The sequence below is a fragment of the Paraburkholderia caledonica genome, assembly GCF_000383275.1.
Taxonomy (GTDB): Bacteria; Pseudomonadota; Gammaproteobacteria; order Burkholderiales; family Burkholderiaceae; genus Paraburkholderia; species Paraburkholderia caledonica.
This window is the reverse complement of the sequence record NZ_KB911048.1, coordinates 21,591-44,272: the sequence shown is the minus strand read 5'-3', so window position 1 is coordinate 44,272 and position 22,682 is coordinate 21,591. Positions and strand designations below refer to the sequence as shown.

Here is a 22,682-nt window from a genome sequence, read left to right as displayed (position 1 = left end):
TTGTTCGGCGCGCCCCGCAAAACCGCTTCTCGCGGTCAATCCGCGCCGACCGGTCGCAATCACACCGCTCAGCCCATCTTTTGCATGATGGACATCAGTTTCTTCGCGTAATGCGGATCCGTTGCATAACCGGCGCGCTGCATGCCGGTCGCAAAACCCTTCACGTCGTGCGCGGAATTGATGACCTGCGCGTAACGCGGATTGCCCTTCAGCATGCTGGCGTAGTCGGTCATGGCTTCCTGATACGAATCGTATGCGCGGAATTTCTCGACCACGCGCTGCGGCTTGCCGTTCACATACTCGGTGGTGAGCGTGGACACCGTCTTGCCGGTCCAGTCCTTGGTCGCCTTGATGCCGAATACGTTGTGACTCGTGCTGCCGTCAGCCTTTTTGATTTCGCTCTTGCCCCAGCCCGATTCCAGCGCCGCCTGGCCGATGATGAAGCGCGCCGGAATGCCGGTCGCCGCGCTGGCAGCCTGCGCGGGAGCCGCGAGCTTGTCGACGAAAGCGTCGACCTTCGGCGAGCTGCCGTCACCCTTCAACGGCGGCGTCAGCGCGCTGTTGGCCGAGTAGCCTTTGCCCATCGCGAGCTGGCCGTTTGCTTGCGCATTGCCGTAGGCCTTGGCGAGCGCGTTGAGCGCCGCAGTCTGGCCTTCGTCGCCGCCGCTGCCGCCGCCGAGCGCGTTGGCCATGCCGGCGAGTCCGCCCGCGCCGCCTGCTCCGTTCGGGCCGCTCACCTGCATGCCCTGGTTGCGCATCAACTGCTTGAGCATCGCATCCGCCACACCGATGCCCTTCTGCGACATCTGCTGCGACAACTGCTGATCCATCATCGACGTAAACGTCGCGCTGTCGTGCGAGTCGAACGGGCCGTCCTGCGGCGTCGCATCGCGCATGCTCTTCAGCATCATCTGCGTGAAGACCGCGTCGAACTGCTGCGCGGCTACCTTCATGCCGGCTTGCGGCGACGCCTTCGCCTGCGCGCTCAGCTTCGCGAAACCCTGCACGTCGAGCGCGAAGCGCTGGCTAAGATCGTTCGCCGCGGCGGCGGAATTGGTCGTATCCGAATTCATCTGCTGTCGTCCTTAGATGATTTCCAGGTCGGCGCGCAAAGAGCCCGCCGCTTTCATGGCCTGCAGGATCGACATCAGATCCGCGGGCGTCGCACCCAATGCGTTGAGCGCCTTCACCACGTCGGCGAGGTTCGCGCCGGCGGTCACTAGCTTGAGCGCGCCGTTGTCCTGCTTCACCTGAATCTGCGACTGCTTCGCCACCACCGTCTGGCCGTTCGAGAACGCGCCCGGCTGACTCACCACCGGCTGCGTGTTGATCACGACCGACAGGTTGCCGTGCGCCACCGCGCAGTTCTGCAGCGTGACCATCTGGTTCATCACGATCGAGCCGGTGCGCGCGTTCAGGATCACCTTCGCTGCGGCCTGCGCCGGCTTCACGTCGAGATTCTGCAGTTGCGCCATGAAGGCGACCTGCTGTTCGGGATCGGTCGGCGCGCGCAGTTGAATCGTGCGGCCGTCAAGCGCCGTGGCCGTGCCGCCGCCGAACGCGTTGTTCACTGCCGCCACCACGCGTTGCGTCGTGTCGTAGTCCATTTCGTTCAGGTCGAGCTGCATCGTGCCGGCTTGCGACACCGACGTCGGCACCGAGCGTTCGACGATCGCGCCGCCGGCAATACGGCCGGCAGCAAGTGTATTGACCTGCACCTTGCTGCCGTTGGCGCTCGCGCCGGCGCCGCCAACGGCGAGATTGCCCTGGCCGAGTGCGTACACCTGGCCGTCGGCGCCCTTGAGCGGCGTAAGCAGAAGCGTGCCGCCGCGCAGGCTCTTCGCATTGCCGAGCGAGGACACGGTCACGTCGATCTGTTCACCCGGGCGCGCGAACGGCGGCAGCACCGCCGTCACCATCACCGCGGCAACGTTCTTCAACTGAACGTTCGACAGCGACGATTGCGAGTTGCTCGAACCGGCGGCCTGGTTGTTGATCGAGATGCCGAGGTTCGCCAGCATGTTGGCGAGCGTCTGCGTGGTGAACGGGGTCTGCGTGGTCTGGTCGCCCGTGCCGTCGAGACCGACGACGAGGCCGTAGCCGATCAGCGGATTGTCACGAACGCCCTGGATCTGCACGAGATCCTTCAGGCGCTCGGCGTGCGCGGGCGTCGCCGCCGGCAGCGCCGCGCAGGCGAGCGCGACGAAAGCCAGCGCCCGGCCGATGCGGCCGGCTCGCGCGAGAAAGCGGAAAGAAACAGTACCCATGATCACCACGGCGACACGTTGAGGAAGAAGCGTTGCAGCCAGCCCATGTTTTCGGCCTCGTCGAGATAGCCTTTCGCCGAATACTCGATTTTTGCGTCGGCCACCTGCGTGGAGTACACGGCATTCAGACTGGAGATCGTGTTCGGATTCACCACGCCCGAGAAGCGCACGAACTCGTTGCCCTGATTGATGAGCATCTGCTTTTCACCGCTTACCATCAGGTTGCCGTTCGGCAGCACACCGGTCACCGTCACAGTGATCGTGCCGTTGAATGTGTTCGACGCGTTGGCGCCGCCGGTGCCGCTGAACACGTTCCCACCCTTGGCGCTCAGATTCGCCTTGCCGAACAGTCCGGCAAGGAAGCCCGCCGTCGGCACCGCAAGGTTGGTACTGCCCGAGCGGTTTGCATTGGCACCCGAGGACTTCGTCGCGTTGACGTTTTCCTGGATCACGATGGTCAGGATGTCGCCGACATTGCGCGGACGCTGATCTTCGAACAACGGCCGGCCCGCGTAACCCGGGTTGTAGATCGAGCCGGGCGACTGCGCTTGCGGCGGCATCGGCGGCAGCGCCGTCATCGGCTGCTGCGTGATCGGCTGCTTCGGCACGAGGCCGCAACCGCCGAGCGCGACGAGCAGCGTGAGCTGCGCGAGCGCGACGGCAGTACGCGAATGAACCGGATTACGAGTGAAGTGCGACATCTTGATTACCGCCTGATTTACAGCCTGTTAATTACCAGTGACTTCAGCGTCAGACTTGCATCTGGCTGAGCGTCTGCAGCATCTGGTCGGACGTCGTCACGGCCTTGCTGTTGATTTCGTAAGCACGTTGCGTCTGGATCATGTTCACCAGTTCCTGCACCACGTTCACGTTCGATGCTTCGACGTAGCCCTGATTGAGCGTGCCCGCGCCGTTCAGGCCAGGCTGCGCAACGTTAGGCGCACCCGACGACGCCGTTTCTGCGAACAGGTTCTCGCCCTTCGCATCCAGACCGGCCGGGTTGATGAAGGTGGCGACCTGCATCGAGCCGAGCTGCTGGCTGTTGGTCGAGCCGGCGACGGTGATCGACACCACGCCGTCGCTGCCGATGGTGAGCGAGGTCGCGTTGTTCGGCACCGTGATGGCCGGGATCACCTGATAGCCGCTCGACGTCACGAGCTGGCCTTGCGCGTTGGTTTGAAACGAGCCGTCGCGCGTATAGGCGGTCGTGCCGTCGGGCATCTGCACTTGGAAAAAGCCCTGGCCGTTAATGGCGACGTCTTTCGAGTTGCCGGTCTGCTGCAGGTTGCCCTGCGTGTACAGACGCTCGGTGGCAACCTGTTGCACGCCGGTGCCGAGCTGGATGCCCGAGGGCAATTCCGTTTGCTGCGTCGAGTTCGCGCCGGGCTGGCGGACGGTCTGATACAGCAGATCCTCGAACACTGCGCGCGATCCCTTGAAGCCGTTGGTGCTGACGTTCGCGAGGTTGTTCGAGATGACGTCCATCTGCGCCTGTTGCGCATTCATGCCGGTGGCGGCGATATACAGCGAGCGATTCATATTCCTTCTCCTATGTCGACCGGAGTGCCTCCGGTTCCATGCAAGGCACTTACTCTGGTCCCATGCAACATGGTGGCGGGCCGGCACAAGCCGGCGGCCGTTAGCTAAAGCTGAGCAACTGGTTAGCCGACTGATCGTTCTTGTCGGCGCTTTCCAGCAGCTTGGTCTGCATCTGGAACTGGCGCGCGTTCGTGATCATCGAGACCATCGCGCTGACCGGATTCACGTTGCTCCCTTCGAGCGATGCAGGCGCGACCGTCACGGCCGGATCGGCGTCGGCGGGATTGCCGTCGGCGGTGCGAAAGAGGCCGTCGTCGCCGCGCGTCATGGTTTTCGGATCCGGGTTGACCAGCTTCAGCTGATCGACCGTCACCACGGCGGTCGGCGGATCGCCCGGTGTGAGCGCCGACACGGTGCCGTCCCGACCGATGGTGATCTGCGCACCCGGCGGCACCGAGACCGGCCCGCCGTTGCCGAGCACCACCTGATTCGTGGCGTTCACCAACTGGCCGTTCTGGTCGATGTGCAGATTGCCGGCACGCGTGTACGCCTCGCCGCCGTCAGTGGTCTGCACCGACAGCCAGCCCGGACCTTCGATAGCGACATCGAGAGGATTGCCCGTCTGCTGGATCGGGCCGGGCGTGTAGTCCGCGCCCGGCGTCGACGACAGCACGAAAGTGCGCGTGGTGTTGTCGTTGATCGAACTGCCGTCGCCGAACGCCATCGGCACGGCGCGGAAAGTCGCCAACTGCGCGCGAAAACCAGTGGTCGATGCGTTCGCGAGATTGTTCGCAACGATTGCCTGCTGTTCGAGCGCTTGCGTGCTGCCCGACATCGCGGTGTAGATCAGCCGATCCATGATGGGTCCGTCCTGCTCGCTTACAGGTTGATGAGCGTCTGGTCGACGGTCTGCTGCGTCTTGATCGTCTGCGCGTTCGCCTGATAGTTGCGTTGCGCGGTGATCAGGTCCACGAGCTGGCTCGTCAGATCGACGTTCGAGTTTTCCACGGCGCCGCCTTGCAGCACGCCGTGATTGGTCGAGCCCGGCGCCGAAATCTGCGCGGCGCCCGATGCGTCGGTCTGCTGGAACTCGTTATTGCCGAGGTTCACGAGGCCGTTCTGGTTCGCGAAGTTCGCAAGCGCGATCTGGCCGAGCGCGGCCGTCTGCTGGTTCGAATAGTTGCCGGTCAGCGTGCCGTCGGCGCCGATGCTGAAGCTCGTCAGCGTGCCGGCCGGATAGCCGTCGGGCTGAAGCGAATTCACGCCGTCCTTGCCGCCGTACTGCGTGGTGCCGCCAATATTCAGCGTCAGTTTCTGAGGCGTCGCCGAACCGTCGGTGGTCGGCACCGAGAAGTTGAAGACGAACGGCGTGGCAGTCGCCGCGCCGGAAGCGTCGGTCGTGCCGAGCAGCGTGCCCGACGAGTTGAAGTTCGCATGGCCGACGAGCGCCGCGGTGCCGGTGGAGACGCCGGCATACACGTCCCACGTGCCGGCGGCCGTCTTGGCAAAATACATGTTGACCGTCTGCGAGCCGCCGAGCGTGTCGTACACCGTGGTGCTCGTCGAGTAGTTGTACGTCGTCGAGCTGTTCTGGTTGAACGCCACGGGAGTCGGCGTGACGCTATAGCTGTCACCCGTCGCCGGCACGCCGTTGAACGTGATCGTCTGGCCGTTGCCGAGCGAAATCGGCGAGCCGGCCGTGTATGTGCCGGTCGTCGACGTGCCGAGCGTGGTGTCGGTCACCGTGTAACCCGTCGCGCTCGTGAACGAGACGGTGTAGTTGTCCTTGTTCGTTCCCGACGCAGTGTTGGTGATCGTCGCGCCGGTCGTGCTCAGCGTGCCGGAATTGGTGCCTCCTGCCGTCACCTTCGGCGTGCCGAGCATCAGCGGGTCTTGCGCATTCAGGTTCAGGCCGGCTGCGATGTTGGTCGTCGCCTTCGGCGCGATGTTCGCGGTCGGCACGCTAAGCGGCACGGTCTGGGCGGTATTGATGATGCCCGAGCTGTTGGCCGCGTAGCCCATCAGTTGCAGGCCTTGCGAGTTCGTGATGAAGCCGTTCTTGTCGAGCTGGAACACGCCGTTGCGCGAGTACACGAGCGAACCGTTGTTCGACAGCTGGAAAAAGCCGTTGCCGTTGATGGCGACGTCGAGTGCCTGGTTCGTGCTGGTGATCGTGCCTTGCGAGAACTGCTGCTGCACCTGTGCGAGCTTGGTGCCGATACCGACCTGGTTGCCGACAGCCGTCGCCACCGAATTGGCGTACATGTCGGCGAATTGCGCTGCGCCGCTCTTGAAGCCAACCGTATTCGCGTTGGCAATGTTGTTGCCGATCACGTCGAGATCGCTCGACGATGCGGACAAACCACTCAAACCTTGTTGGTAACCCATGACGGTCTCCGTGTCTGGAAAGTCGTAACTGACTGAATCGAATTAGAGGATCGCGGCCACGCTCGTCAGCCCGACAGTCGAGCCGTTCGAGAGCACGAGGCCCGGCGTACCGTTGTTCTGCATGACGACGCTTTGCACCGTTGCGCCTGCGAGCGTGGTGGCCGTCGCTTGCTGGCCGTTGATCGTGCCGACCGCGCTGATCGTGTACGTGCCGTCGGGCAGCGCGTTGCCGGCCGAGTCGGTCGGCGTCCAGCCCACCGGGATCGTGCCCGCCGACTGCTTGCCGAGGTCGATCGTGTTGACGATCTGGCCTGCCGAGTTCTTCACGACGACCTGCAGGTCGCTCACCGAGTTCGCGAGTTGCACGCCGAACGCGCCGGCCTTGCCGCTTGCGACCGACACGGAGTTGCCCGGCGCGAGCACGGTCGAGCCGATCAGCAGCGCCGCTTGCGACTGCTGACCCGCCGACATCTGCGTCGCGAGCGAGCTCAACGTCGTGTTCAACTGGCTGATGCCCGACACGGTGTTGATCTGGGCGAGCTGCGAGGTCATCTGCGAGCTGTCCATCGGATTGGTCGGATCCTGATTCTTCAGCTGCGCGACGAGCAGGCTCAAAAAGGTGTTTTGCAGATCGGTCGCCGAAGTGCCCGACGTGCCGGACGTGCCGCTCGTCGAACTGCTCGAGCCCGAGGCACTGTTCGTGCCGTTCATCGTATCGAGCAGCGTTTGCGACACGGTCGTGCCGTTGTTGCCGATGGTGGTGCCAGTAGTCAAGGGGCTCTCCTCAGGTTCCGATCGTGAGCGTTTTCAGCATCAGGGTCTTGGCGGTGTTCAGGGTCTCGACGTTGGCCTGGTATGAGCGCGACGCCGAAATCATGTTCACCATTTCCTGCACCGGGTCGACGTTGGGCAGCGTCACATAGCCGTCAGCGTTGGCCGCCGGATTGCCCGGGTCGTAGGCGGTTTTCATCGGTGTCGGGTCGTCGACCACGCCGGTGACCTGCACGCCGCCAACCTGCTGGCCGGAGCCGCTGCGCGCGCCGCCGAGCGGCGCAACGCCGAACACGACCTGCTTGGCCTTGTACGGCTGGCCGTCCGGGCCGGTGGTGCTGTCCGCGTTGGCGAGATTCGACGCCGTCACGTTGAGCCGTTGCGACTGCGCGGACATCGCGGAGCCTGCAACACCAAATATGTTCATCAAAGAAGGCATGTTTGCTGACCTTTCCCGCCGGTTCGAGCCGGCTTCAAGTTAGTTCCCGTAGCGATTGTTCTTGCGTACTGCGTGTTTCTTTGCGTGCAGACCGTTACCCGGTTACGAGCCCGACTGGATCGCCGACAACATCGCCTTGATCTGGCTCGACAGCATCGTCATGCCAGATTCGAAGTGCAGCGTGTTGTCCGCGAACTGAACGCGCTCGGTGTCGATATCGACCGTGTTGCCGTCGAGCGCGGGCTGCGTCGGAACGCGGTATTGCAGGTTGCCGTAGTCGTCGGGCCTGCCGCCCGCCGCGCTCAGCGTCGACTTGCCGGACATGTGGCCCGGCGTGGTCGACGCCATCGACATTCCGCTCGTCACGCCGGCCGGCTGCGCCATCGGCAGCGTCGCGGTGTTCGACGCCGTATGCGCGGCCACACCGGTCTTTTTCAGCGCGCCCGCGAGCGACGAAGCGAAGTCGACGTCGCGCGCCTTGTAGCCGGGCGTGTCGGCATTGGCGATATTCGACGACAGGAGCTCCTGGCGATAAGCGCGCACATCGAGCGCTTCACGTCCAAAGGCGAATTCGGCATCGAGTTTGTCCAGCATAAGAATCTCCGGAGAACGGTCCCGAGGCTTCCCGTGCGCCTCGCGTGAGGACTGCATCAGACGGGAAGACCTTTTTGCATGAGGTGCATCTTATGGGCCGAGTGCAAGCAGCAATCGGACGAATAACCGGGAAAGGGGGCTTCTATTCAACGTTTGCGCGAAGGGGGCTCTCAATAGAATGCAAGGCGTACCAAATGCATTCGATGGAGAACCGCATGGACCAGCACACTTTCGATCCGACGCACCGCGCGCAACGCGCAGCGGCGCATCGCCTGTGTGCGGCTGCGCTGCGCGTCGCCGCGCGGCTCCTGTTGAGTTCGTCGCTGGGCGTGCCGGGTGCCGGCGCCGCCGTGCTTTGCGCGCCTGCCGCCGCTATGCTGATCGCCAATGCCGCGAACGCGGGCGAGGCGGACGGTCCCATCGTGATTGCCGGTCCGAACGAAAAGGATCCCGCGGCACTTACCGAGCTTGCCGAGCATATGCAGGCAGCGCCCGCGAAACGCGCCGGCTCTGCGGCGACCCTCGCCGCCGCCACCGCACAATCGCTGACGCGCGGTTCGACCACGCGCGACGCCGATCCTTTCTGCCGTGCCGCCAATGCGAGCGGCTCGATCGTCATCGCGGGCTCGGGCGAAGCACCGGCCGCGCCGCAAATGATCCGCACCAGTTTCAAGCCCGACGCGAACGGCGTCGTGACCATTCCGGCGCCGGGCCGTGCCGGTTCTGCCGCGACGAACGCAACGAGCGCAGCCAGCGTCGATGAAATGCCGGCCTCCCGCCGTGTCGTTCCGGTCGTCGTGACACCGGCGCCGCAAGCGAACGGCGTGCGTCAGGCCGCCGGCGTTCAGCCGGTGGCGGCCAACGCGCCGACCAGCGTGACGGGTCGCGCAGCGGCTGCGGCGTCGCAAGCGTTGGGAGCATCGGCAACCGACTCGTTCGACACGCTCGCTTCGCGCGGCGAGCCGCCACAACTCGGCGCGGACGGCAAGCTGATCCCGGCGCGTTCGAACGCGCCCGCCAATTCAACTCGTGCCGCTGCGGCGTCGCCGACGGCGCGCGTGGCCGCTGCGCGGCCCATCGCGGCAGCACCGGCACCCGCACCCGCACAGCAGAATCAGCGTGCAGCCGCGCCGGCGCAGCCCGAGCCGTTGCCTGGCCAGCAAGACGCGGAAGCGATCCGCACAACCGCGCTCGCGTTCCTGCAGCAGCAGTCGGCGGGATTGCCGGGGAAAGTGGACATCACCGTCGCACCCGCGTTTCCACGCGGTCTTGCAGCCTGCATGGTGCTGGAGCCGTTCATGCCGAGCGGCGCTCGCCTGTGGGGCCGCGTAACGGTCGGCGTGCGTTGCGCGGGCCAGCGTCCGTGGACCATCTATCTGCAGGCGCGCATCTCGCTGCATGCCACCTACTATCTCGCCGGCCGCGCGATGTCGCCGGGAGAAGTGCTCACGGCCGCCGACCTCGTCGCGCGCGAGGGCGATCTGACGGGCTTGCCGCAAGCCATCGTGACGGACCCGTCGCAAGCGGTTGGCTCTGTCACGTTGACACGCGTTTCCGCAGGCATGCCGCTGCGCCGCGATATGCTCAAGAGCGCGTCGGCTGTGTCGATCGGACAAACGGTACGCGTCGTCGCCGCCGGCGAAGGATTCGCGATTTCGTCGGAAGGCAGCGCGATGAACAATGCGTCGCCGGGTCAGCAGGTCCGCGTGAAGACGCCCAATGGTCAGGTTATCTCGGGCATCGTCAAGGACGGCGCGACCGTGGAGATTCAACTGTGAGCCGCGCGCTTTCCGGGCTGGCAGCCGATCCGTATGCGTCCGCCGTTTCAGGGCCGGATCGTATTGACAGACAAGGGAAAAGCAGCAGCGATTGCGCTAAAGTTTTGATCGACGCCTGCCGTTATCAGGATCAAATCGTTCAGGAAGCCAATCGTGAAAGTCGATTCCAAAACCAATTCGAATCTGCCGACGTTGAAAGACGGCGTGTCCCGCTCGCAACAAAGCGACGCGGCGACGGCCAACACCGGCGCGCAGACCGCGAGCACCGCCTCGCAAGCCACTCCCAGCGGTTCGGGCGACGCCAGCGTCAGCCTGTCGGGTCTGTCGCAGCACCTGCGCAGCCTCGCGGCGTCCGGCTCGGCCGACATCGATACGGCGCATGTCGAGTCGATCAAGCAGGCCATCAAGGACGGCACGCTGCAGATCGACTCGGGCAAGATCGCCGACGGCGTGCTGAGCACCGCACGCGAACTGTTGCAAAGCAAAACCCCGTCGACCGGCAATTAATCGACGCATCGAAATACGGTGAATGGCCGGGCGGCGTTCGACAAACCCGACTCGCGGATCGTCCGCGAGCCGTCGTTTTCAGCGAGTTGTTGAGATGAAAGACGCCCTGCTTGCCACCCTCATCGAAGAGTATTCCGCCGTCGAGGCGTTCGCCTCCGTTTTGACGCTGGAGACGAAGGCATTGACTGCCTTGTCGCCGGTCGAATTGCTGCCGCCGGTCATCGACAAGAAAACCGAACTGATCGGCGAGCTCGCGCAGCTCGAAACCCGCCGCGACGAACTGCTCGCCAGCATGGGTTTTCCGGGCGGCTGGGCCGGCATGGAACTCGCGGCCAGCACCGACGAGCGGCTCGCCGCACAGTGGTCGCTGCTGCAAAAAGCCGCCGAGCGAGCGCGCCGCTTCAACACGAGCAATGGCGAACTGATTCGCGTGCGCATGGATTACAACCAGCGGGCGCTCACGGCGTTGCAGGTCGCGCTGCCGCAAAAGGCCAACTTCTATGGCCCGGACGGACGCATTCCGGCGCGCGCAGCGGTGTGATGCCGGGTGACGCTGGCACTCAGCTTCAGCGTCTCCTGTTCGCTACTGTGAATGCTGCTTATCGCGATGCGGACCTCGCATTGCTTTGCGGTGTTTGACGCCAACGCCTGACTCGCCCGCCACTTCGTGACGCGCGGCTAGCTCGCCGCAGCAACGCAGCCGACTCAAGCAGCCTCGCGTGAACAGAAGGGTTCGTCGTCTCGACGAGCCCTTTTTGTTTTCTATCTCCCCGCCCTTCGCTCCCCGCCTGCCGCAGCCATTCGGCTAGGTGGCGCGAATCCGTCGCGCACGATCAAATCGCCTGTTTTCCCTAACGAAGTTTTCCGCTGCTAGCGGGCGTGCCGACGCATCGCGGCGAGCCGAAGCTCACTTCATCTAGCGAGAGTGTGTAATCGTGTGTATGATTCGAGGAGTGCAATATGAACAGTGCCGAAGTCGTCAAACTGATTCTGGCGAACGGCTGGCGGCTCGTCCGCATAACGGGCAGCCACCATCATTTTCGGCACGCATTCAAAGCCGGGTCGTGACCATCCCTCATTCCTGGAAGGATCTGCCGGCCGGCACGCCGAACAGCATCTTGAAACAGGCAGGGCTGAAATGAAAAATCTGATCTTCCCGATCGCAATCGAGGCAGGCGACGCACAGCACGCGTTCGGCGTCGTCGTGCCGGATATTCCGGGCTGTCACTCGGCGGGAGATTCGCTGGAAGAAGCTTACGCGAACGCAAAAGAAGCGATCGAGGCGCATCTGGATACGCTGCTCGATGAAGGCTTGCCGATTCCCGAAAGGCTGACACTAGACGAGCATCGGCGTAATCCTGACTACGCGGGTTTCGCGTGGGGTTTCGTGACAACCCGGAATATTCCCGCGCTGAAGAAGGCGGTACGCATCAACATTTCGTTGCCCGAAGCGCTGGTGCATGAAATCGACGAATACGCGCAGGCGCGTGGCATGTCGCGTTCCGCTTTTCTCGCGCTCGCGGCCGAACATGAAATGGCGGACGCATGACGGAAGGCGCGGGTAACGCCCTCGCTTCACAACTCATTGCCCCGCTGAGCGTTAGCTCACGAGGCAAGCCGCTCAGGTTGCCTCGGCATTCGCCCACGCCATCTCGCGCAAGCGCGTGCGCAAACGCGCCACCGCCTGGCTGTGCAACTGACACACGCGCGACTCGCTGACTTCCATCACCGCGCCGATTTCACGCAGGTTCATGCCGCGCTCGTAGTAGAGCGACATCAGCAACTTCTCGCGTTCCGGCAAGCGGTCGATCGCCTCGACCAGCGCCGAGCGCAGACTGTCGTCGAGCAAGGCGGAAAGCGGGTCCGAATGATCGACACAGTAACGGTCGAGAAACGGTTCGTCGTCCGCAGAACGGTCGAAGTCTTCGTAGTAGATCAACTGGCTTCCGTGGAGATCCTGCAACATCGACTGATACTCGTCGAGTGGCATGTCCAGGTGTTCGGCAATCTCGGTTTCGCTCGCCGAGCGGCCCAGATTCTGCTCCACCTTGTGTACGGCCGTCTCCACTTCTCGCGACGTGCGTCGCAAGCTGCGCGGCAACCAGTCGTTGCTGCGCAGTTCGTCCAGCATCGCGCCGCGAATCCGCTGGCTCGCGTAGGTTTCGAACTGCGCGCCCTGATCTTCCTTGTAGCGACTCGCGGCATCCAGCAAGCCAATCATGCCCGCCTGAATCAGATCGTCGAGATCGACGCTGGCCGGCATTTTTGCAACGAGCTGCAAGCCGAGTCGACGCACCAGCGGTGCGTACTTCGTCAAAACATCGGCTTGGGAAATCTTTCCCTGAGCGTTATACATCGTGCTCCCCTTGTCCTTGTGCCGCCTCTCAGGCGTGCTGCGCAGACGGTTGGTCGGCGTGTTGCGCCGCTGTAACTGCCGCAGGCGCCATCCATGGCGTTTGCGACGACATCGCTGGCCGCATCGGCCAGTACTGCAATTCGGCTGCGAGGTGGCGGAAGTCGCGCGCTGCCGGTGTCGACGGAAATGCGTCGACGACACAACGCGACAACTCCTCGGCTCGCGCCATCCGCGCATCCGCGGCAATGCAACCGGCGTCTTCCAGCGCCACCGCGAGGTAACGCCCGGCCACGCCGGCCAGGTTTGCAAAAGCAGTGCGCGCGTCTTCCACGCTCTGCACGTGATTCACCAGCACGCGAAACTGCGCGATCGCATGCGCGTAGTGCAGGCGCTTCATGCACGCATACGCGTCGGTGATCGCCTGTGCCGCCATGCGCGTGACGATCATCACGTCATGAGCCTGCATCGCGAGCGCCGAGAGGTGCCCTTGCTGATCCAGTTGCGCGTCGATCAGCACGATGTCGGCCGAACCGCGCAGCACCACGCTGAACTGCGCCGCGCTATAGCCTTCGCGATGCGCACGTGAGGCGGCGAGCACCGAGAAGCCGAGCGCGTGCCGCAAAGCAGCTTCGTCGAGCGTCATCTCGCCGCGCATCACGGCGGCAAAGTTGCCCGCGCCGCGCACGCTGCCGAGCATCGCGCTCACTGACTTGTCGCCCACGCACTCGTCGATCACGAGCACATCTTTCCCCTGCTGCGCGAGCGCCACCGCAAGGTTCATCACTGTCGCCGTACAGCCGGCGCCAAGTGAGCCGCCCGTCACCGCAATCACGCGCGAGCCGCTCCGCGCGAGAAGGCGCCGCAGTCCTTCTGCCTGATCGGAGACGAGCTTATCCAAAGCGGACCTCGTGCAATTCGGCCGTCGAGCGCGCGGACAACGCAGATAGCAATGCCGGAACATCGTCGTCATGCGGCACGAATGGCGAGTGATCGCGCGGAATGCAGAACGCGCTCTTGATCAGAAAACGTTTGGTCGCGACGTACAGGTTCTCCGGCACTTTCTGACCGGTCGACACGTAGTGCACCGGCAGCTTGTAGCGGATCACCGTATCGAGCACGCCGCCCAGGTTGGTCGCCTCGTCGAGCTTGGTCAGAATGCAGCCGGCGAGCGGCTGTTGATCCGGCCCGCGCTGATAGGCCTGCACGACTTCATTGAGCGTGTCGCCGTGGCTCGTTGCGTTGAGCAGCAACAGGCGTTGCACGGGCTGGCCCGCGCGGCTCAGCATCGCGATCTGCTCGGAGACAAGGCGATCGCGTTGGCTCATACCGATCGTGTCAATCAGCACAATGTGCTTGTTGCGCAATTCGGAGAGTGCGAGTTGCAGGTCGGCGCTGTCTTTCACCGCATGAACCGACACGCCGAGAATCTTGCCGAAGATGCGCAGTTGTTCATGGCCACCGATCCGGTAACTGTCGGTGGTGAGCAGCGCCACTTTGCTGGCGCCGAAACGCATCACGCAGCGCGCCGCGAGTTTTGCGGTGGTCGTCGTCTTGCCGACGCCCGTCGGGCCCATCAGCGCAAAGACGCCGCCGCGTTCCATCAACGTGTCTTCGTCTTCCATGACCGGCAGGTTCGATGCGAGCACCGAGCGCACCCAGTCCATGCCGTCGTCCATGTTGTCGACTTCGTCGGGCAGGTTCGCGACCATCATCTGCACGAGCTGCGCGGAAAAGCCAGCGGCGAAGAGATGCTTGGTGAGCGACGCGTGCGCCGGATTCCGGCGCTGACGATCGCCCCACATGAGACCGGCGAACTGTTCTTCCATCATGCCGCGCATCGAAGAAAGCTCGTTCATCACGGTTTCTTTGACGACCTGCTCCATGCGCGCCTTGATCGCTTCGGCGACTGCAGCAGGCGTGCGCGAGTCGTCGGTCGGCGGCAGCGTGGTCGGTGCGACCTTCTGCGCGGCGCGCCGTGCGGCAACCTGCGCGGCTTCGCGGGCCCAATCAGGCGTGTTGTCCGCCTGCGACGCAGCGGCCTTGCCCGGTTCCACGGCAGCGCCAAGACCCTTGGCCATCGCGGCGGCCGGCGTCATCGCGCCCGGACGTGTGTTGTATTCGCCTTGCGGCTCGTGGTCCGCGGCGATCCGTCGAGCGTGATCGATCAGCCAGGGATTCGATTCGGCCATCGTACGCGGCGCGTGGAGGTCCGAGGCCGGTGCTGCAGAGCCGGACGGCACGCCGGCGGCCTTCAGCAGATCGGCGCGAATGTCTTCGTTCAAACGAGCGGCGGCTGCGCGTGCGCTCGGCTGCCCGACGTGAATCTGTTGCGGTTGCGGCGCCGACGCGGGCTTCGTGGCCATGCCCGGGGCACCCGGCAATGCGGTCTTGCGCGAGTCGGCCTGGCCGGCCGACGCCTTGGCTGCATTCATCGCGGCGCTCATGGCCGCGCTCGGAACGACCTTCGCAGCGGGCTGTGCATCGTGACTCGCGGCCAGCGCTGAGTCGGCGAAGCTGCCCGTCGATTCAGTGCCGGCTTCCGGGCTCGCGCCGAACACCGACGAGAACACGTCCGGCATGCCGCTCGCGTACGGATTGGCCTGCATCGGCTGCGCGGCGGACATTGCGCGCGGCGCATTCAGCGCACTCGGCGCGGGTTGCGCAGCCGCTGCATTCGTCGATGCGAATTGCGATGCGCTCGCGTCTGCGCGCGGAGCCTTCGGCGTGATTGCCGCGAGGTCGCTGTCGGCCAGGGCGACGATTTCGACGCTGCCGTCGTCCATCGTTCGATTGGACAGCACGACCGCGTCGGCACCCAGCGCTTCGCGCACGAGACGCAGTGCGTCGCGACTGGTAGCACCGATAAATTTACGAATGTTCAAGCTGGACCCCCGATGAGGTATACGGACTGACGGACCGGCAACACACCGCTTCCCATTGAGATCATTATTGCGAAACGTGACGACCGACGATCGGTGGATAAGGGCTGTTAAACGTGGGTAATTCGAACGATGGACGGAGGCCGCGATTCGCAGCTCCCGCATCTATCGAATGACTCGCGCGCCGGACGATTGCTTCCGGGTCCCGCAGGCGAAGCATGGACGAGCCAATACGTCGGCGGTACGAAAAGTCAGGCGCGGAAATGAAAACCGGCGCCCTGGGGCGCCGGTCAATATGCAGGTCGTCGTCGAGCCGGGAAGCAAACGCAACTTGCCGATCGCAGTCACGTTCGTCGAACGCGACTTCAACCGTGCGCGCCGATCAGATTAACAACCTTGATGTTGCGCGTGTCGGGCACTTCCGCATACGACAGCACCTTCAGTTGCGGCAGGCTGCGACGAAGGAAGCGCGCGAGCATCGGCCGCAATGCATGTTGCACGAGCAACACCGGCGCGAGCCCAAGGTTCTGCTGGCGATTCATCGCCTTCTGCGTTTCGTTCATCAGCGTATGCGCGAGGCCAGGCTCGAGACCCGGGTTGGAGCCGGTCGAAAGCGCTTGCGACAGCACGCGTTCGAGATTCGAGTCGAGGCCCATCACCTGCATGTCGCCGGTGCCTGGGAACCACTGCTGCGTGATCGCGCGGCCAAGCGCAAGGCGCACGGCGGCGGTGAGATCGTGTGCATCGGTGATCTTCGGCGTGTGTTCCGACAGCGCTTCGAGAATCGTGCGCATGTCGCGGATCGGCACGCCTTCTTCCAGCAGGTTTTGCAGCACCTTTTGCAGCGTGGTGAGCGGCAGCGACTTCGGCACCAGATCGTCGACGAGCGACGGCGTGTCTTTCTGCATCCGCTCGAGCAGCGCCTGCACTTCCCGGCGACCGAGCAGTTCGGACGCATGCGTGACCACCAGGTGATTCAGGTGCGTCGCGACGACCGTGCTCGAATCGACCACCGTGTAGCCGTACACCTGCGCCTGTTCGCGCAGATTGGTGTCGATCCAGATGGCCGGCAGACCGAATGCCGGGTCCTGTGTCGGCGTGCCCGGCAGCGCAGCGGAAACCTGGCCGGGGTTGATCGCGAGCCATTGACCCGGATACGCCTCGCCGACGCCCACTTCCACGCCCTTGAGCGCGATCCGATAACCGTTCGGACGCAATTCCAGGTTGTCGCGGATGTGAATGACAGGCGGCAAGAAGCCGATTTCCTGCGCAAACTTCTTGCGGATGCTTTTGATCCGCTTGAGCAACTCGCCGTCGGAATTCTTGTCGACGAGCGGAATCAGCCGGTAGCCGACTTCGAGGCCTAGCGTGTCGATCATCGTCACGTCGTCCCAGCTTGCTTCCGCGTTTTCGATCGGTGTTACGGCTGCCGGTGCGACATCTACGAGCGCGGTCGTGTTCTTGCGTTCTTCGGCGCGCTTTTTCATCGTGCGGCCGAGCTGGATCAAACCGCCGCCGAGAATCAGAAACGCGAAATGCGGCATGCCCGGAATCAGGCCCATCAGCACGAGAATGCAACCCGTGATCGCCAGCACGCGCGGGTTCGTGAAAAGCTGCCCGGTGAGTTGTGTGCCGATGTCTTCGTTCGTCGCGACACGCGACACGATCACACCGGCAGCGGTCGAAATCACGAGCGACGGAATCTGCGCGACCAGGCCGTCACCGATGGTCAGCAGCGTGTAGTTCTTGCCCGCCGACGCGAAGTCCATGCCGTGCTGAACCATCCCCACGATCAACCCGCCGAAGATGTTGATCACCATGATCAGCAGGCCGGCAATCGCATCGCCGCGCACGAACTTGCTCGCGCCGTCCATGGAACCGTAGAACTCGGCTTCCTGCGAGACTTCCGAGCGACGCTTACGTGCCTGTTCTTCGTTGATGAGACCGGCGTTCAGATCGGCGTCGATCGCCATCTGCTTGCCGGGCATCGCGTCGAGCGTAAAGCGCGCGGACACTTCCGCGATACGCCCCGCGCCCTTCGTGATCACCATGAAGTTGATGACCATCAAAATGATGAAGACGACGATACCGACCGCGAAGTTGCCGCCCACGAGGAAGTGGCCGAACGACTCGATCACCTGGCCGGCCGCGTCAGGACCCGTATGGCCTTCGAGCAGCACGACTCGCGTCGACGCAACGTTCAGCGACAGCCGCAGCAGGGTCGAGAACAGGAGCACGCTCGGGAAAGCGGCAAAGTCCAGCGGCTTCATCGTGTACATGCTGACAAGCAGCACCATCACGGAAAGCGCGATATTGAAGGTGAACAGCAGATCCAGCAGGAACGGCGGCAACGGCAGAATCATCATGCCGAGGATCATGCAGATCAGCACCGGGCCGGCTAGGGCGCGTAAATTGGTGCCGCTCAAGGCATCGGGCCGTCGAGCGAGGAAACCGGCGCGAGCGTTCATGCGGAGGCTCCGTTATCGTTAGCGGGGTTAAGCGTGTCGGCGGCTTCCTGATCGGCTTCTTCATCCGATACACCGCCCTTGTCGAGTTCAGCTGGCACGTCGAGCTCGGTCGGTGCGACCGGCACGTCGCCGCCGTCGGTTTTGAAGCGCCGCAACTGATACACCCACGCGAGCACTTCGGCGACCGCGCCATAAAGCTGGCCGGGAATCTCGCGATTCAGTTCGACGTTGTGATACAGCGCGCGGGCAAGCGGCGGCGCTTCGAGCAGCGGCACATTGTTTTCGGCGGCCAGCTCGCGAATCCGCGCGGCCACCAGGTTCACGCCCTTGGCTACCACCTTCGGTGCGCGCATCTCGCCGTCCGTGTATTGCAACGCGACCGCGAAGTGCGTCGGGTTCGTGACCACGACGTCGGCCTTCGGCACTTGCGTCATCATGCGGCGGCGGGCAATTGCGCGCTGCTGCTGGCGAATCCGGCCTTTTACGTGCGGATCGCCTTCGCTTTCGCGGTGCTCGCGCTTCACTTCTTCCTTGCTCATACGCAGCTTCTTGTGGAACTGCCATAGTTGATACGGCACATCCATCGCGGCCACGACGAACATGCCGGCCACCGTCATGCCGCAGCACACGGCAATCAGATGCACGGTGTTCGCAAGCGCAAGGTGCAGCGGCTGCGTGGCCAACGCGAGAATTTCCTCGCGTCGATTCCAGATCGCGGTGCCGCCGATCACGCCCACCACCAGCGTCTTCGCGAGCGACATGACAAGCTGGATAGGCCCGTTGATCGAAAAGATCTTGCCGAGGCCTGCAATCGGATTGAGACGGTCGAACTTGGGCTCGAGCCCTTTCGCCGACAGTTGCCAGCCGCCCAGCGCCATTGGCGCGAGCAAGGCCGCAGCGCCCGTGATCGCGAGAATCGGCAGCAATGCGGCGAGTCCTTCGCGGCTGGCGGCACCCGCGCCGATCAACATGCGACGGGTCTCGAAAGCGGACGCGTGATCGAAAGTGAAGGCCGCGCGCAGCATGCCCTGCAAATGTTCGCCGATGCTGCCGGACATGCCCCACACGCCGAAAAAGCCCGCCGCGAGCAGCGCGAACGTCGACAGCTCCCGCGAACGCACGATCTGCCCTTCCTCGCGCGCTTTCTGCAAGCGCCGGGGAGTGGCTGATTCGGTTTTTTCGAGGTCGCTTTCCTCTGCCACAAAGCTCTCCAGTCGGCCGAGGCACAACGCCTCTTTCCAGTGAGAGCGATTATTCCCGCTCGGCGCAAGCACCGATCGGCGGATAAGGAAGGGGAAACGGGGGCTTTTCGGGGGATGGGCAAGCGCGGCGTGGACCCGGGCGAGGCCGAAAAAAGAAACGCCTGCGCGGGGTCGCGCAGGCGTTGTGGACAGCCGTCAGGCTTTGCGTGGCGGCAGGTTAGCTTGCGTAAGCCACGAAAGGCGCCTGGGTGCCGCCGATCGGCCGCAGATCGAAGCCGTGATACACGTGGCGTCCGTAGAAGAACGGCAAGCCGAGGTCGAATGCGGCGAGACCGCCGACCTGACCCGCCAGATCGTTGAACGCGTAGTTGGTGCCGTTGCCGAACAGCGTCGATGCACTGACGATGCCGATGTTGGCCGTCGCCTTCACGTTGTTCAGGCCGGCCAGCGTGATGGAGCGGGTTTGCGCGGTGGACGGGCAGTAGAAGCCCGAGAAATTGCTGCCGCACAACGTGAGCGAGCTATCGCTGAAGAAATAGCCGTTCGAGCCCGAATCCAGGAACGCCGTCACCGTGTTGCCGTTGAACACGCTGTTGGTCAGATCGCCGAAGTTATCCGTCGTGAAAGTCTGTGCCGATCCGAGCGCATTGTTCGACTGCGTGCCGATGCCGAATACCAGCGTGCCGTTGGCCGACGGCGCGCCGCTGTTCGAGATGGGCGGCATCTGCACGATCACACCGTTGTTGTCGACCGGGAATTTGGCGACCGGATTGGCCACCTGATTCGCCAGCGCGACCGCGGTGCGAGCGCAAGACGTGCCGTTCGGACACGCGAAGTAATTGCTGTAAGTCGCCGCAGTAGAGGCATTCGCGCACGTGGCGCCGCAATCATAAAGCGCGGTGCCGATGCCGATGATGCCGTTCGCGCCCAGGTCGCTCGCCGTGTTTTCCGCCGAGCCGCTGCCGCAACCGGCTGACGGCACGGTGCTCGCGTCTTTATCGCCGATCACCTGGATCGGAACCGCCGATGTCGTGGTTTCGCCGCCGATGGTGACGGCGGCGGTACGCACGGTGCCCCACGTGTAGCCGTCGGCGAACGTCGCGCATTCAGCAAGCTGAGCGCCGCCCGAGGTCGCGGTGACCGGCAAGGCGGCTTGCATCGCCGCATTCAACGCCCCGCCGACGATGCGCAGGCCGAACGAGCCCGTGTCGACCTGAATGTTGTTGATGGTCTGGCAGGTCGTGGTACCGGGCGCGCACAGCGTCACGCTGATCGTGGGTATGTTGATCACACCCGTGGCGCCGTGGGCGACCGTGATCGGCACGGTGTTCGCGGCTGTCGCGGCGATCGGCTGCTGGGTTGGACTGGCCGGCAAGGAGCCGCTGATCTGACTGCCTGACGAGCCGCCGCTGGAGCTGGAACTGCCGCCGCTGTCGCCGCCTCCACCGCACGCGGCGAGCGCCGATACCAGCGCGACGGTCGCCACAACTTGCATCCAGTTCTTGAGTTTCATCGCAATATGCATGGTTCGCATCGTTCGTCCTCGCCGTTACTGGATGTCTGAGCTGCTGACGCCGGCCGGCAGCGCGGGCGGCAGCCATGCACGGCCGCTAAAAGCGCCCATGTGACCGCCGGACTGCACGACGAGCGTGCTCTGATCCACCGCAACCGGCCCGCGAGCGCCGCCGCGCGCCGCGCGCGCCGCCTTCACACCCGCGACGTACTGCGGAAAGTAACTACCGAGCATTTCATTCAGATCGGGCATTTGCGGACCGCTCCACGCGACGCCGAACACGGTGCCGTCAGCGGACAGATATTCGCGCACCACCGTGCCATTGCCGAGCGTGGTTTCACGAACGGTATAGGACGCGGAAGCCGAAGCGGAAGAAGCCGCACCGGATGCCGAGCGCATCACGGCGTTCGCCGACGTGTCGGCAGGCTGGAACTTGCGGGACGAAACCGACGCATCTGCCGGAGGCGACATTGGGGCGCCGCCGAGCGCCGCGTGAGCGGACTGCACGGCCGTCAACGAACAGGGCAAAACAAGCGCCGTAACCACACCGGCGCGACGTACACGACTCCACATAACGAGACTCCTCCCTGGCTGCTAGCCGGCGCAAGCTCATGCCAACCGGCTGCAAATAGGCAAATCATAGGGCACGGACGGGGCCGCATTGCCGAGGAATACCTCGTCGTGCAGGCCGCTGGTGATAGCGTTCACCTTCGGCCGCGCCGCTGCTTGACCTCGTAGTATGCCTGCGGTTTGTGTCGATAGACAGCACTCGCGCGCGGGAGCGCGCCTTGCTATTCATACTGGCAGGCCTCGCGCCGCAAGGGCGCGGGCCGCTCAGAAACCGAGGCTGGCGAGCAGATCGTCGACCTGCGACTGGTCCTGCACGACGTCGGTCTTGCCTTCCGGATTGATCTGCGGACCGTTCAGCAGATGCTCGGGGCTGCCGGTCGGAGATACTTCGGCGACCAGCGCCGCCGCATGCGCCGCGAACTGCTCGCGCCGCTCGAGCGCGATGTTTTCGACGAGCACGCCGAGCAACTGCTGCTCGATCAGGTACACGACGTCAGTGATCTTCTTGATCACCTGACCGGTCAGATCCTGGAAATCCTGCGCCAGCATGATCTCCATGAGCTGCGAATTGGTCGCCGTGGTTGCTGCGGGCACGCCGCGCAGAAATTCGCGCGTATCGTTCATCAGCGCGCGCACTTCCGCGCGTTCGATCGGCGCCGCGTACCATTGCTCCCAACGCGCGTCGAGTTCGCCGGCGTCTTTCTGCAACTGCTCCTGGATCGGCTTCGCGACATCGATCGAGCCCAGCACGCGCTCGGCGGCCTGCTCGGTCATGTTCGCGATGTACTTCAGACGGTCGCGTGCATCGGGTACCGCTTCGGCCGCGCGCTCGACATGCTTGTCGAGGCCCAGCTCGCGCATCGAATCACGCAGCGTACGTGTCAGTTGTCCAATGCGGGCAAGAATGCGGTCTGACGCGAAGTCGCCGCTCTCGTTGACCGCTTCAGCGCCTTGTGCATTGGTCGGCAGGTTCACATCAGCTCCCGGTCTTGGCCATCTTTTCGAGAATCTTGTTGAGCTTCTCGTCGAGCGTCGCGGCCGTGAACGGCTTTACGACATAACCGCTCGCGCCGGCCTGAGCCGCCGCGATAATGTTTTCCTTCTTCGACTCGGCCGTCACCATCAGCACCGGCAGGTGCTTGAGGTTTGCATCGGCGCGGATCTCCTTGAGCATGGCGAGACCGTCGAGGTTCGGCATGTTCCAGTCGGAAATCACGAAGTCGTAGGTGCCGCCGCGCAAACGGGCGAGACCAGCCTGGCCGTCTTCGGCTTCGTCCACGTTGCCGTACCCCAGCTCTTTCAGGAGGTTGCGAACGATCCGGCGCATCGTCGGAAAATCGTCAACAACCAGAAACTTCATTGCCTTATCCATTTGATTCCCTTTACTTGATTCACGGTGCGGCGTGTGACC

Annotated in this window: 22 protein-coding genes and 1 pseudogene; 5 read left to right on the top strand and 18 right to left on the bottom strand. The window is 63.8% G+C overall.

The genetic code is table 11. From position 1 onward, the window contains the following. Positions 1 to 68: 68 nt before the first annotated feature. From flgJ to flgB, 9 genes are all read right to left on the bottom strand, one after another. Positions 69 to 1,073, bottom strand: coding sequence for a flagellar assembly peptidoglycan hydrolase FlgJ (flgJ, locus tag H281_RS0129655; RefSeq protein ID WP_020070754.1), 1,005 nt, complete (start codon positions 1,071 to 1,073; stop codon positions 69 to 71). 12 nt (positions 1,074 to 1,085) lie between these two features. Next, positions 1,086 to 2,267: a flagellar basal body P-ring protein FlgI gene (locus H281_RS0129650; protein ID WP_027776978.1), complete on the bottom strand. Its 1,182-nt coding sequence runs from the start codon at positions 2,265 to 2,267 to the stop codon at positions 1,086 to 1,088. Positions 2,268 to 2,269: 2 nt separating this feature from the next. Next, the gene (gene flgH, locus H281_RS0129645; protein ID WP_020070752.1) at positions 2,270 to 2,968 is read right to left on the bottom strand and encodes a flagellar basal body L-ring protein FlgH; all 699 of its coding nucleotides are present in this window, start codon (positions 2,966 to 2,968) and stop codon (positions 2,270 to 2,272) included. A 49-nt stretch (positions 2,969 to 3,017) separates the two neighbouring features. Beyond that, positions 3,018 to 3,806, bottom strand: coding sequence for a flagellar basal-body rod protein FlgG (gene flgG / locus H281_RS0129640; protein WP_020070751.1), 789 nt, complete (start codon positions 3,804 to 3,806; stop codon positions 3,018 to 3,020). A gap of 100 nt (positions 3,807 to 3,906) precedes the next feature. After that, positions 3,907 to 4,665: a flagellar basal-body rod protein FlgF gene (gene flgF, locus H281_RS0129635; RefSeq protein ID WP_020070750.1), complete on the bottom strand. Its 759-nt coding sequence runs from the start codon at positions 4,663 to 4,665 to the stop codon at positions 3,907 to 3,909. 20 nt (positions 4,666 to 4,685) lie between these two features. Continuing rightward, a complete protein-coding gene (locus H281_RS0129630) occupies positions 4,686 to 6,194 on the bottom strand; it encodes a flagellar hook protein FlgE (RefSeq protein WP_020070749.1) in 1,509 nt (502 codons plus the stop codon). 42 nt (positions 6,195 to 6,236) lie between these two features. Continuing rightward, the gene (gene flgD, locus H281_RS0129625; RefSeq protein ID WP_020070748.1) at positions 6,237 to 6,968 is read right to left on the bottom strand and encodes a flagellar hook assembly protein FlgD; all 732 of its coding nucleotides are present in this window, start codon (positions 6,966 to 6,968) and stop codon (positions 6,237 to 6,239) included. Positions 6,969 to 6,978: 10 nt separating this feature from the next. Beyond that, positions 6,979 to 7,404: a flagellar basal body rod protein FlgC gene (flgC, locus tag H281_RS0129620; protein WP_027805057.1), complete on the bottom strand. Its 426-nt coding sequence runs from the start codon at positions 7,402 to 7,404 to the stop codon at positions 6,979 to 6,981. A gap of 102 nt (positions 7,405 to 7,506) precedes the next feature. Beyond that, positions 7,507 to 7,998 carry a flagellar basal body rod protein FlgB gene (flgB, locus tag H281_RS0129615; protein WP_020070746.1) on the bottom strand — a complete coding sequence of 164 codons (492 nt, stop codon included), beginning with the start codon at positions 7,996 to 7,998 and terminating at the stop codon, positions 7,507 to 7,509. 215 nt (positions 7,999 to 8,213) lie between these two features. Between flgB and flgA the strand changes: the two genes are divergently transcribed. The 5 genes and pseudogenes from flgA to H281_RS0129590 all read left to right on the top strand — a co-directional run bounded on the left by flgA (position 8,214) and on the right by H281_RS0129590 (position 11,832). Continuing rightward, entirely contained in the window at positions 8,214 to 9,776 is a 1,563-nt protein-coding gene (flgA, locus tag H281_RS0129610; RefSeq protein ID WP_027805056.1) for a flagellar basal body P-ring formation chaperone FlgA, read from the top strand. Between the two features lie 153 nt (positions 9,777 to 9,929). Further along, on the top strand, positions 9,930 to 10,283 hold the full coding sequence (gene flgM, locus H281_RS0129605; RefSeq protein WP_020070744.1) for a flagellar biosynthesis anti-sigma factor FlgM: 354 nt from the start codon (positions 9,930 to 9,932) through the stop codon (positions 10,281 to 10,283). Positions 10,284 to 10,377: 94 nt separating this feature from the next. Beyond that, positions 10,378 to 10,824 carry a flagella synthesis protein FlgN gene (locus H281_RS0129600; RefSeq protein ID WP_020070743.1) on the top strand — a complete coding sequence of 149 codons (447 nt, stop codon included), beginning with the start codon at positions 10,378 to 10,380 and terminating at the stop codon, positions 10,822 to 10,824. A 419-nt stretch (positions 10,825 to 11,243) separates the two neighbouring features. Then, positions 11,244 to 11,425 (top strand): annotated as a pseudogene (locus H281_RS35490) (type II toxin-antitoxin system HicA family toxin). Next, positions 11,422 to 11,832, top strand: a complete 411-nt coding sequence (locus H281_RS0129590) for a type II toxin-antitoxin system HicB family antitoxin (RefSeq protein ID WP_020070742.1) — start codon at positions 11,422 to 11,424, stop codon at positions 11,830 to 11,832. Before H281_RS35490 ends, H281_RS0129590 begins: the two are co-directional and overlap by 4 nt. Before the next feature lie 72 nt (positions 11,833 to 11,904). Here H281_RS0129590 and H281_RS0129585 read toward each other — a convergent pair whose 3' ends face one another. From H281_RS0129585 to cheY, 9 genes are all read right to left on the bottom strand, one after another. After that, positions 11,905 to 12,639, bottom strand: a complete 735-nt coding sequence (locus H281_RS0129585; RefSeq protein ID WP_020070741.1) for an RNA polymerase sigma factor FliA — start codon at positions 12,637 to 12,639, stop codon at positions 11,905 to 11,907. Positions 12,640 to 12,667: 28 nt separating this feature from the next. Further along, positions 12,668 to 13,537 (bottom strand): MinD/ParA family ATP-binding protein, encoded by an 870-nt coding sequence (locus H281_RS0129580; RefSeq protein WP_020070740.1) that lies wholly within the window; start codon positions 13,535 to 13,537, stop codon positions 12,668 to 12,670. Further along, positions 13,530 to 15,521 carry a flagellar biosynthesis protein FlhF gene (gene flhF / locus H281_RS0129575; protein ID WP_027805055.1) on the bottom strand — a complete coding sequence of 664 codons (1,992 nt, stop codon included), beginning with the start codon at positions 15,519 to 15,521 and terminating at the stop codon, positions 13,530 to 13,532. The genes H281_RS0129580 and flhF overlap by 8 nt, the downstream gene beginning before the upstream one ends. 362 nt (positions 15,522 to 15,883) lie before the next feature. Continuing rightward, on the bottom strand, positions 15,884 to 17,986 hold the full coding sequence (flhA, locus tag H281_RS0129565) for a flagellar biosynthesis protein FlhA (RefSeq protein ID WP_020070737.1): 2,103 nt from the start codon (positions 17,984 to 17,986) through the stop codon (positions 15,884 to 15,886). Then, entirely contained in the window at positions 17,983 to 19,188 is a 1,206-nt protein-coding gene (flhB, locus tag H281_RS0129560) for a flagellar biosynthesis protein FlhB (RefSeq protein ID WP_020070736.1), read from the bottom strand. The genes flhA and flhB overlap by 4 nt, the downstream gene beginning before the upstream one ends. Before the next feature lie 217 nt (positions 19,189 to 19,405). After that, positions 19,406 to 20,722, bottom strand: coding sequence for a DUF3443 domain-containing protein (locus tag H281_RS0129555; RefSeq protein WP_027805054.1), 1,317 nt, complete (start codon positions 20,720 to 20,722; stop codon positions 19,406 to 19,408). A 15-nt stretch (positions 20,723 to 20,737) separates the two neighbouring features. After that, positions 20,738 to 21,274, bottom strand: a complete 537-nt coding sequence (locus tag H281_RS0129550; protein WP_020070734.1) for a DUF2844 domain-containing protein — start codon at positions 21,272 to 21,274, stop codon at positions 20,738 to 20,740. 261 nt (positions 21,275 to 21,535) lie between these two features. Continuing rightward, positions 21,536 to 22,246: a protein phosphatase CheZ gene (cheZ, locus tag H281_RS0129545; RefSeq protein WP_020070733.1), complete on the bottom strand. Its 711-nt coding sequence runs from the start codon at positions 22,244 to 22,246 to the stop codon at positions 21,536 to 21,538. Between the two features lies 1 nt (position 22,247). Next, positions 22,248 to 22,643, bottom strand: a complete 396-nt coding sequence (gene cheY / locus H281_RS0129540; RefSeq protein WP_006050905.1) for a chemotaxis response regulator CheY — start codon at positions 22,641 to 22,643, stop codon at positions 22,248 to 22,250. Between the last annotated feature and the right edge of the window lie 39 nt (positions 22,644 to 22,682).

Excerpts from the sequence above, each read along its gene's own strand:
- H281_RS0129555 (WP_027805054.1), bottom strand. The coding sequence starts at position 20,722 with ATGCGAACCATGCATATTGCGATGAAACTCAAGAACTGGATGCAAGTT.
- H281_RS0129550 (WP_020070734.1), bottom strand. The coding sequence starts at position 21,274 with ATGTGGAGTCGTGTACGTCGCGCCGGTGTGGTTACGGCGCTTGTTTTG.
- flgC (WP_027805057.1), bottom strand. The coding sequence starts at position 7,404 with ATGCCTTCTTTGATGAACATATTTGGTGTTGCAGGCTCCGCGATGTCC.
- cheY (WP_006050905.1), bottom strand. The coding sequence starts at position 22,643 with ATGGATAAGGCAATGAAGTTTCTGGTTGTTGACGATTTTCCGACGATG.
- flgA (WP_027805056.1), top strand. The coding sequence starts at position 8,214 with ATGGACCAGCACACTTTCGATCCGACGCACCGCGCGCAACGCGCAGCG.
- flgH (WP_020070752.1), bottom strand. The coding sequence starts at position 2,968 with ATGTCGCACTTCACTCGTAATCCGGTTCATTCGCGTACTGCCGTCGCG.
- H281_RS0129585 (WP_020070741.1), bottom strand. The coding sequence starts at position 12,639 with ATGTATAACGCTCAGGGAAAGATTTCCCAAGCCGATGTTTTGACGAAG.
- H281_RS0129630 (WP_020070749.1), bottom strand. The coding sequence starts at position 6,194 with ATGGGTTACCAACAAGGTTTGAGTGGTTTGTCCGCATCGTCGAGCGAT.
- flgG (WP_020070751.1), bottom strand. The coding sequence starts at position 3,806 with ATGAATCGCTCGCTGTATATCGCCGCCACCGGCATGAATGCGCAACAG.
- H281_RS0129600 (WP_020070743.1), top strand. The coding sequence starts at position 10,378 with ATGAAAGACGCCCTGCTTGCCACCCTCATCGAAGAGTATTCCGCCGTC.
- flgF (WP_020070750.1), bottom strand. The coding sequence starts at position 4,665 with ATGGATCGGCTGATCTACACCGCGATGTCGGGCAGCACGCAAGCGCTC.
- flgB (WP_020070746.1), bottom strand. The coding sequence starts at position 7,998 with ATGCTGGACAAACTCGATGCCGAATTCGCCTTTGGACGTGAAGCGCTC.
- flgJ (WP_020070754.1), bottom strand. The coding sequence starts at position 1,073 with ATGAATTCGGATACGACCAATTCCGCCGCCGCGGCGAACGATCTTAGC.
- H281_RS0129590 (WP_020070742.1), top strand. The coding sequence starts at position 11,422 with ATGAAAAATCTGATCTTCCCGATCGCAATCGAGGCAGGCGACGCACAG.
- flhA (WP_020070737.1), bottom strand. The coding sequence starts at position 17,986 with ATGAACGCTCGCGCCGGTTTCCTCGCTCGACGGCCCGATGCCTTGAGC.
- H281_RS0129650 (WP_027776978.1), bottom strand. The coding sequence starts at position 2,267 with ATGGGTACTGTTTCTTTCCGCTTTCTCGCGCGAGCCGGCCGCATCGGC.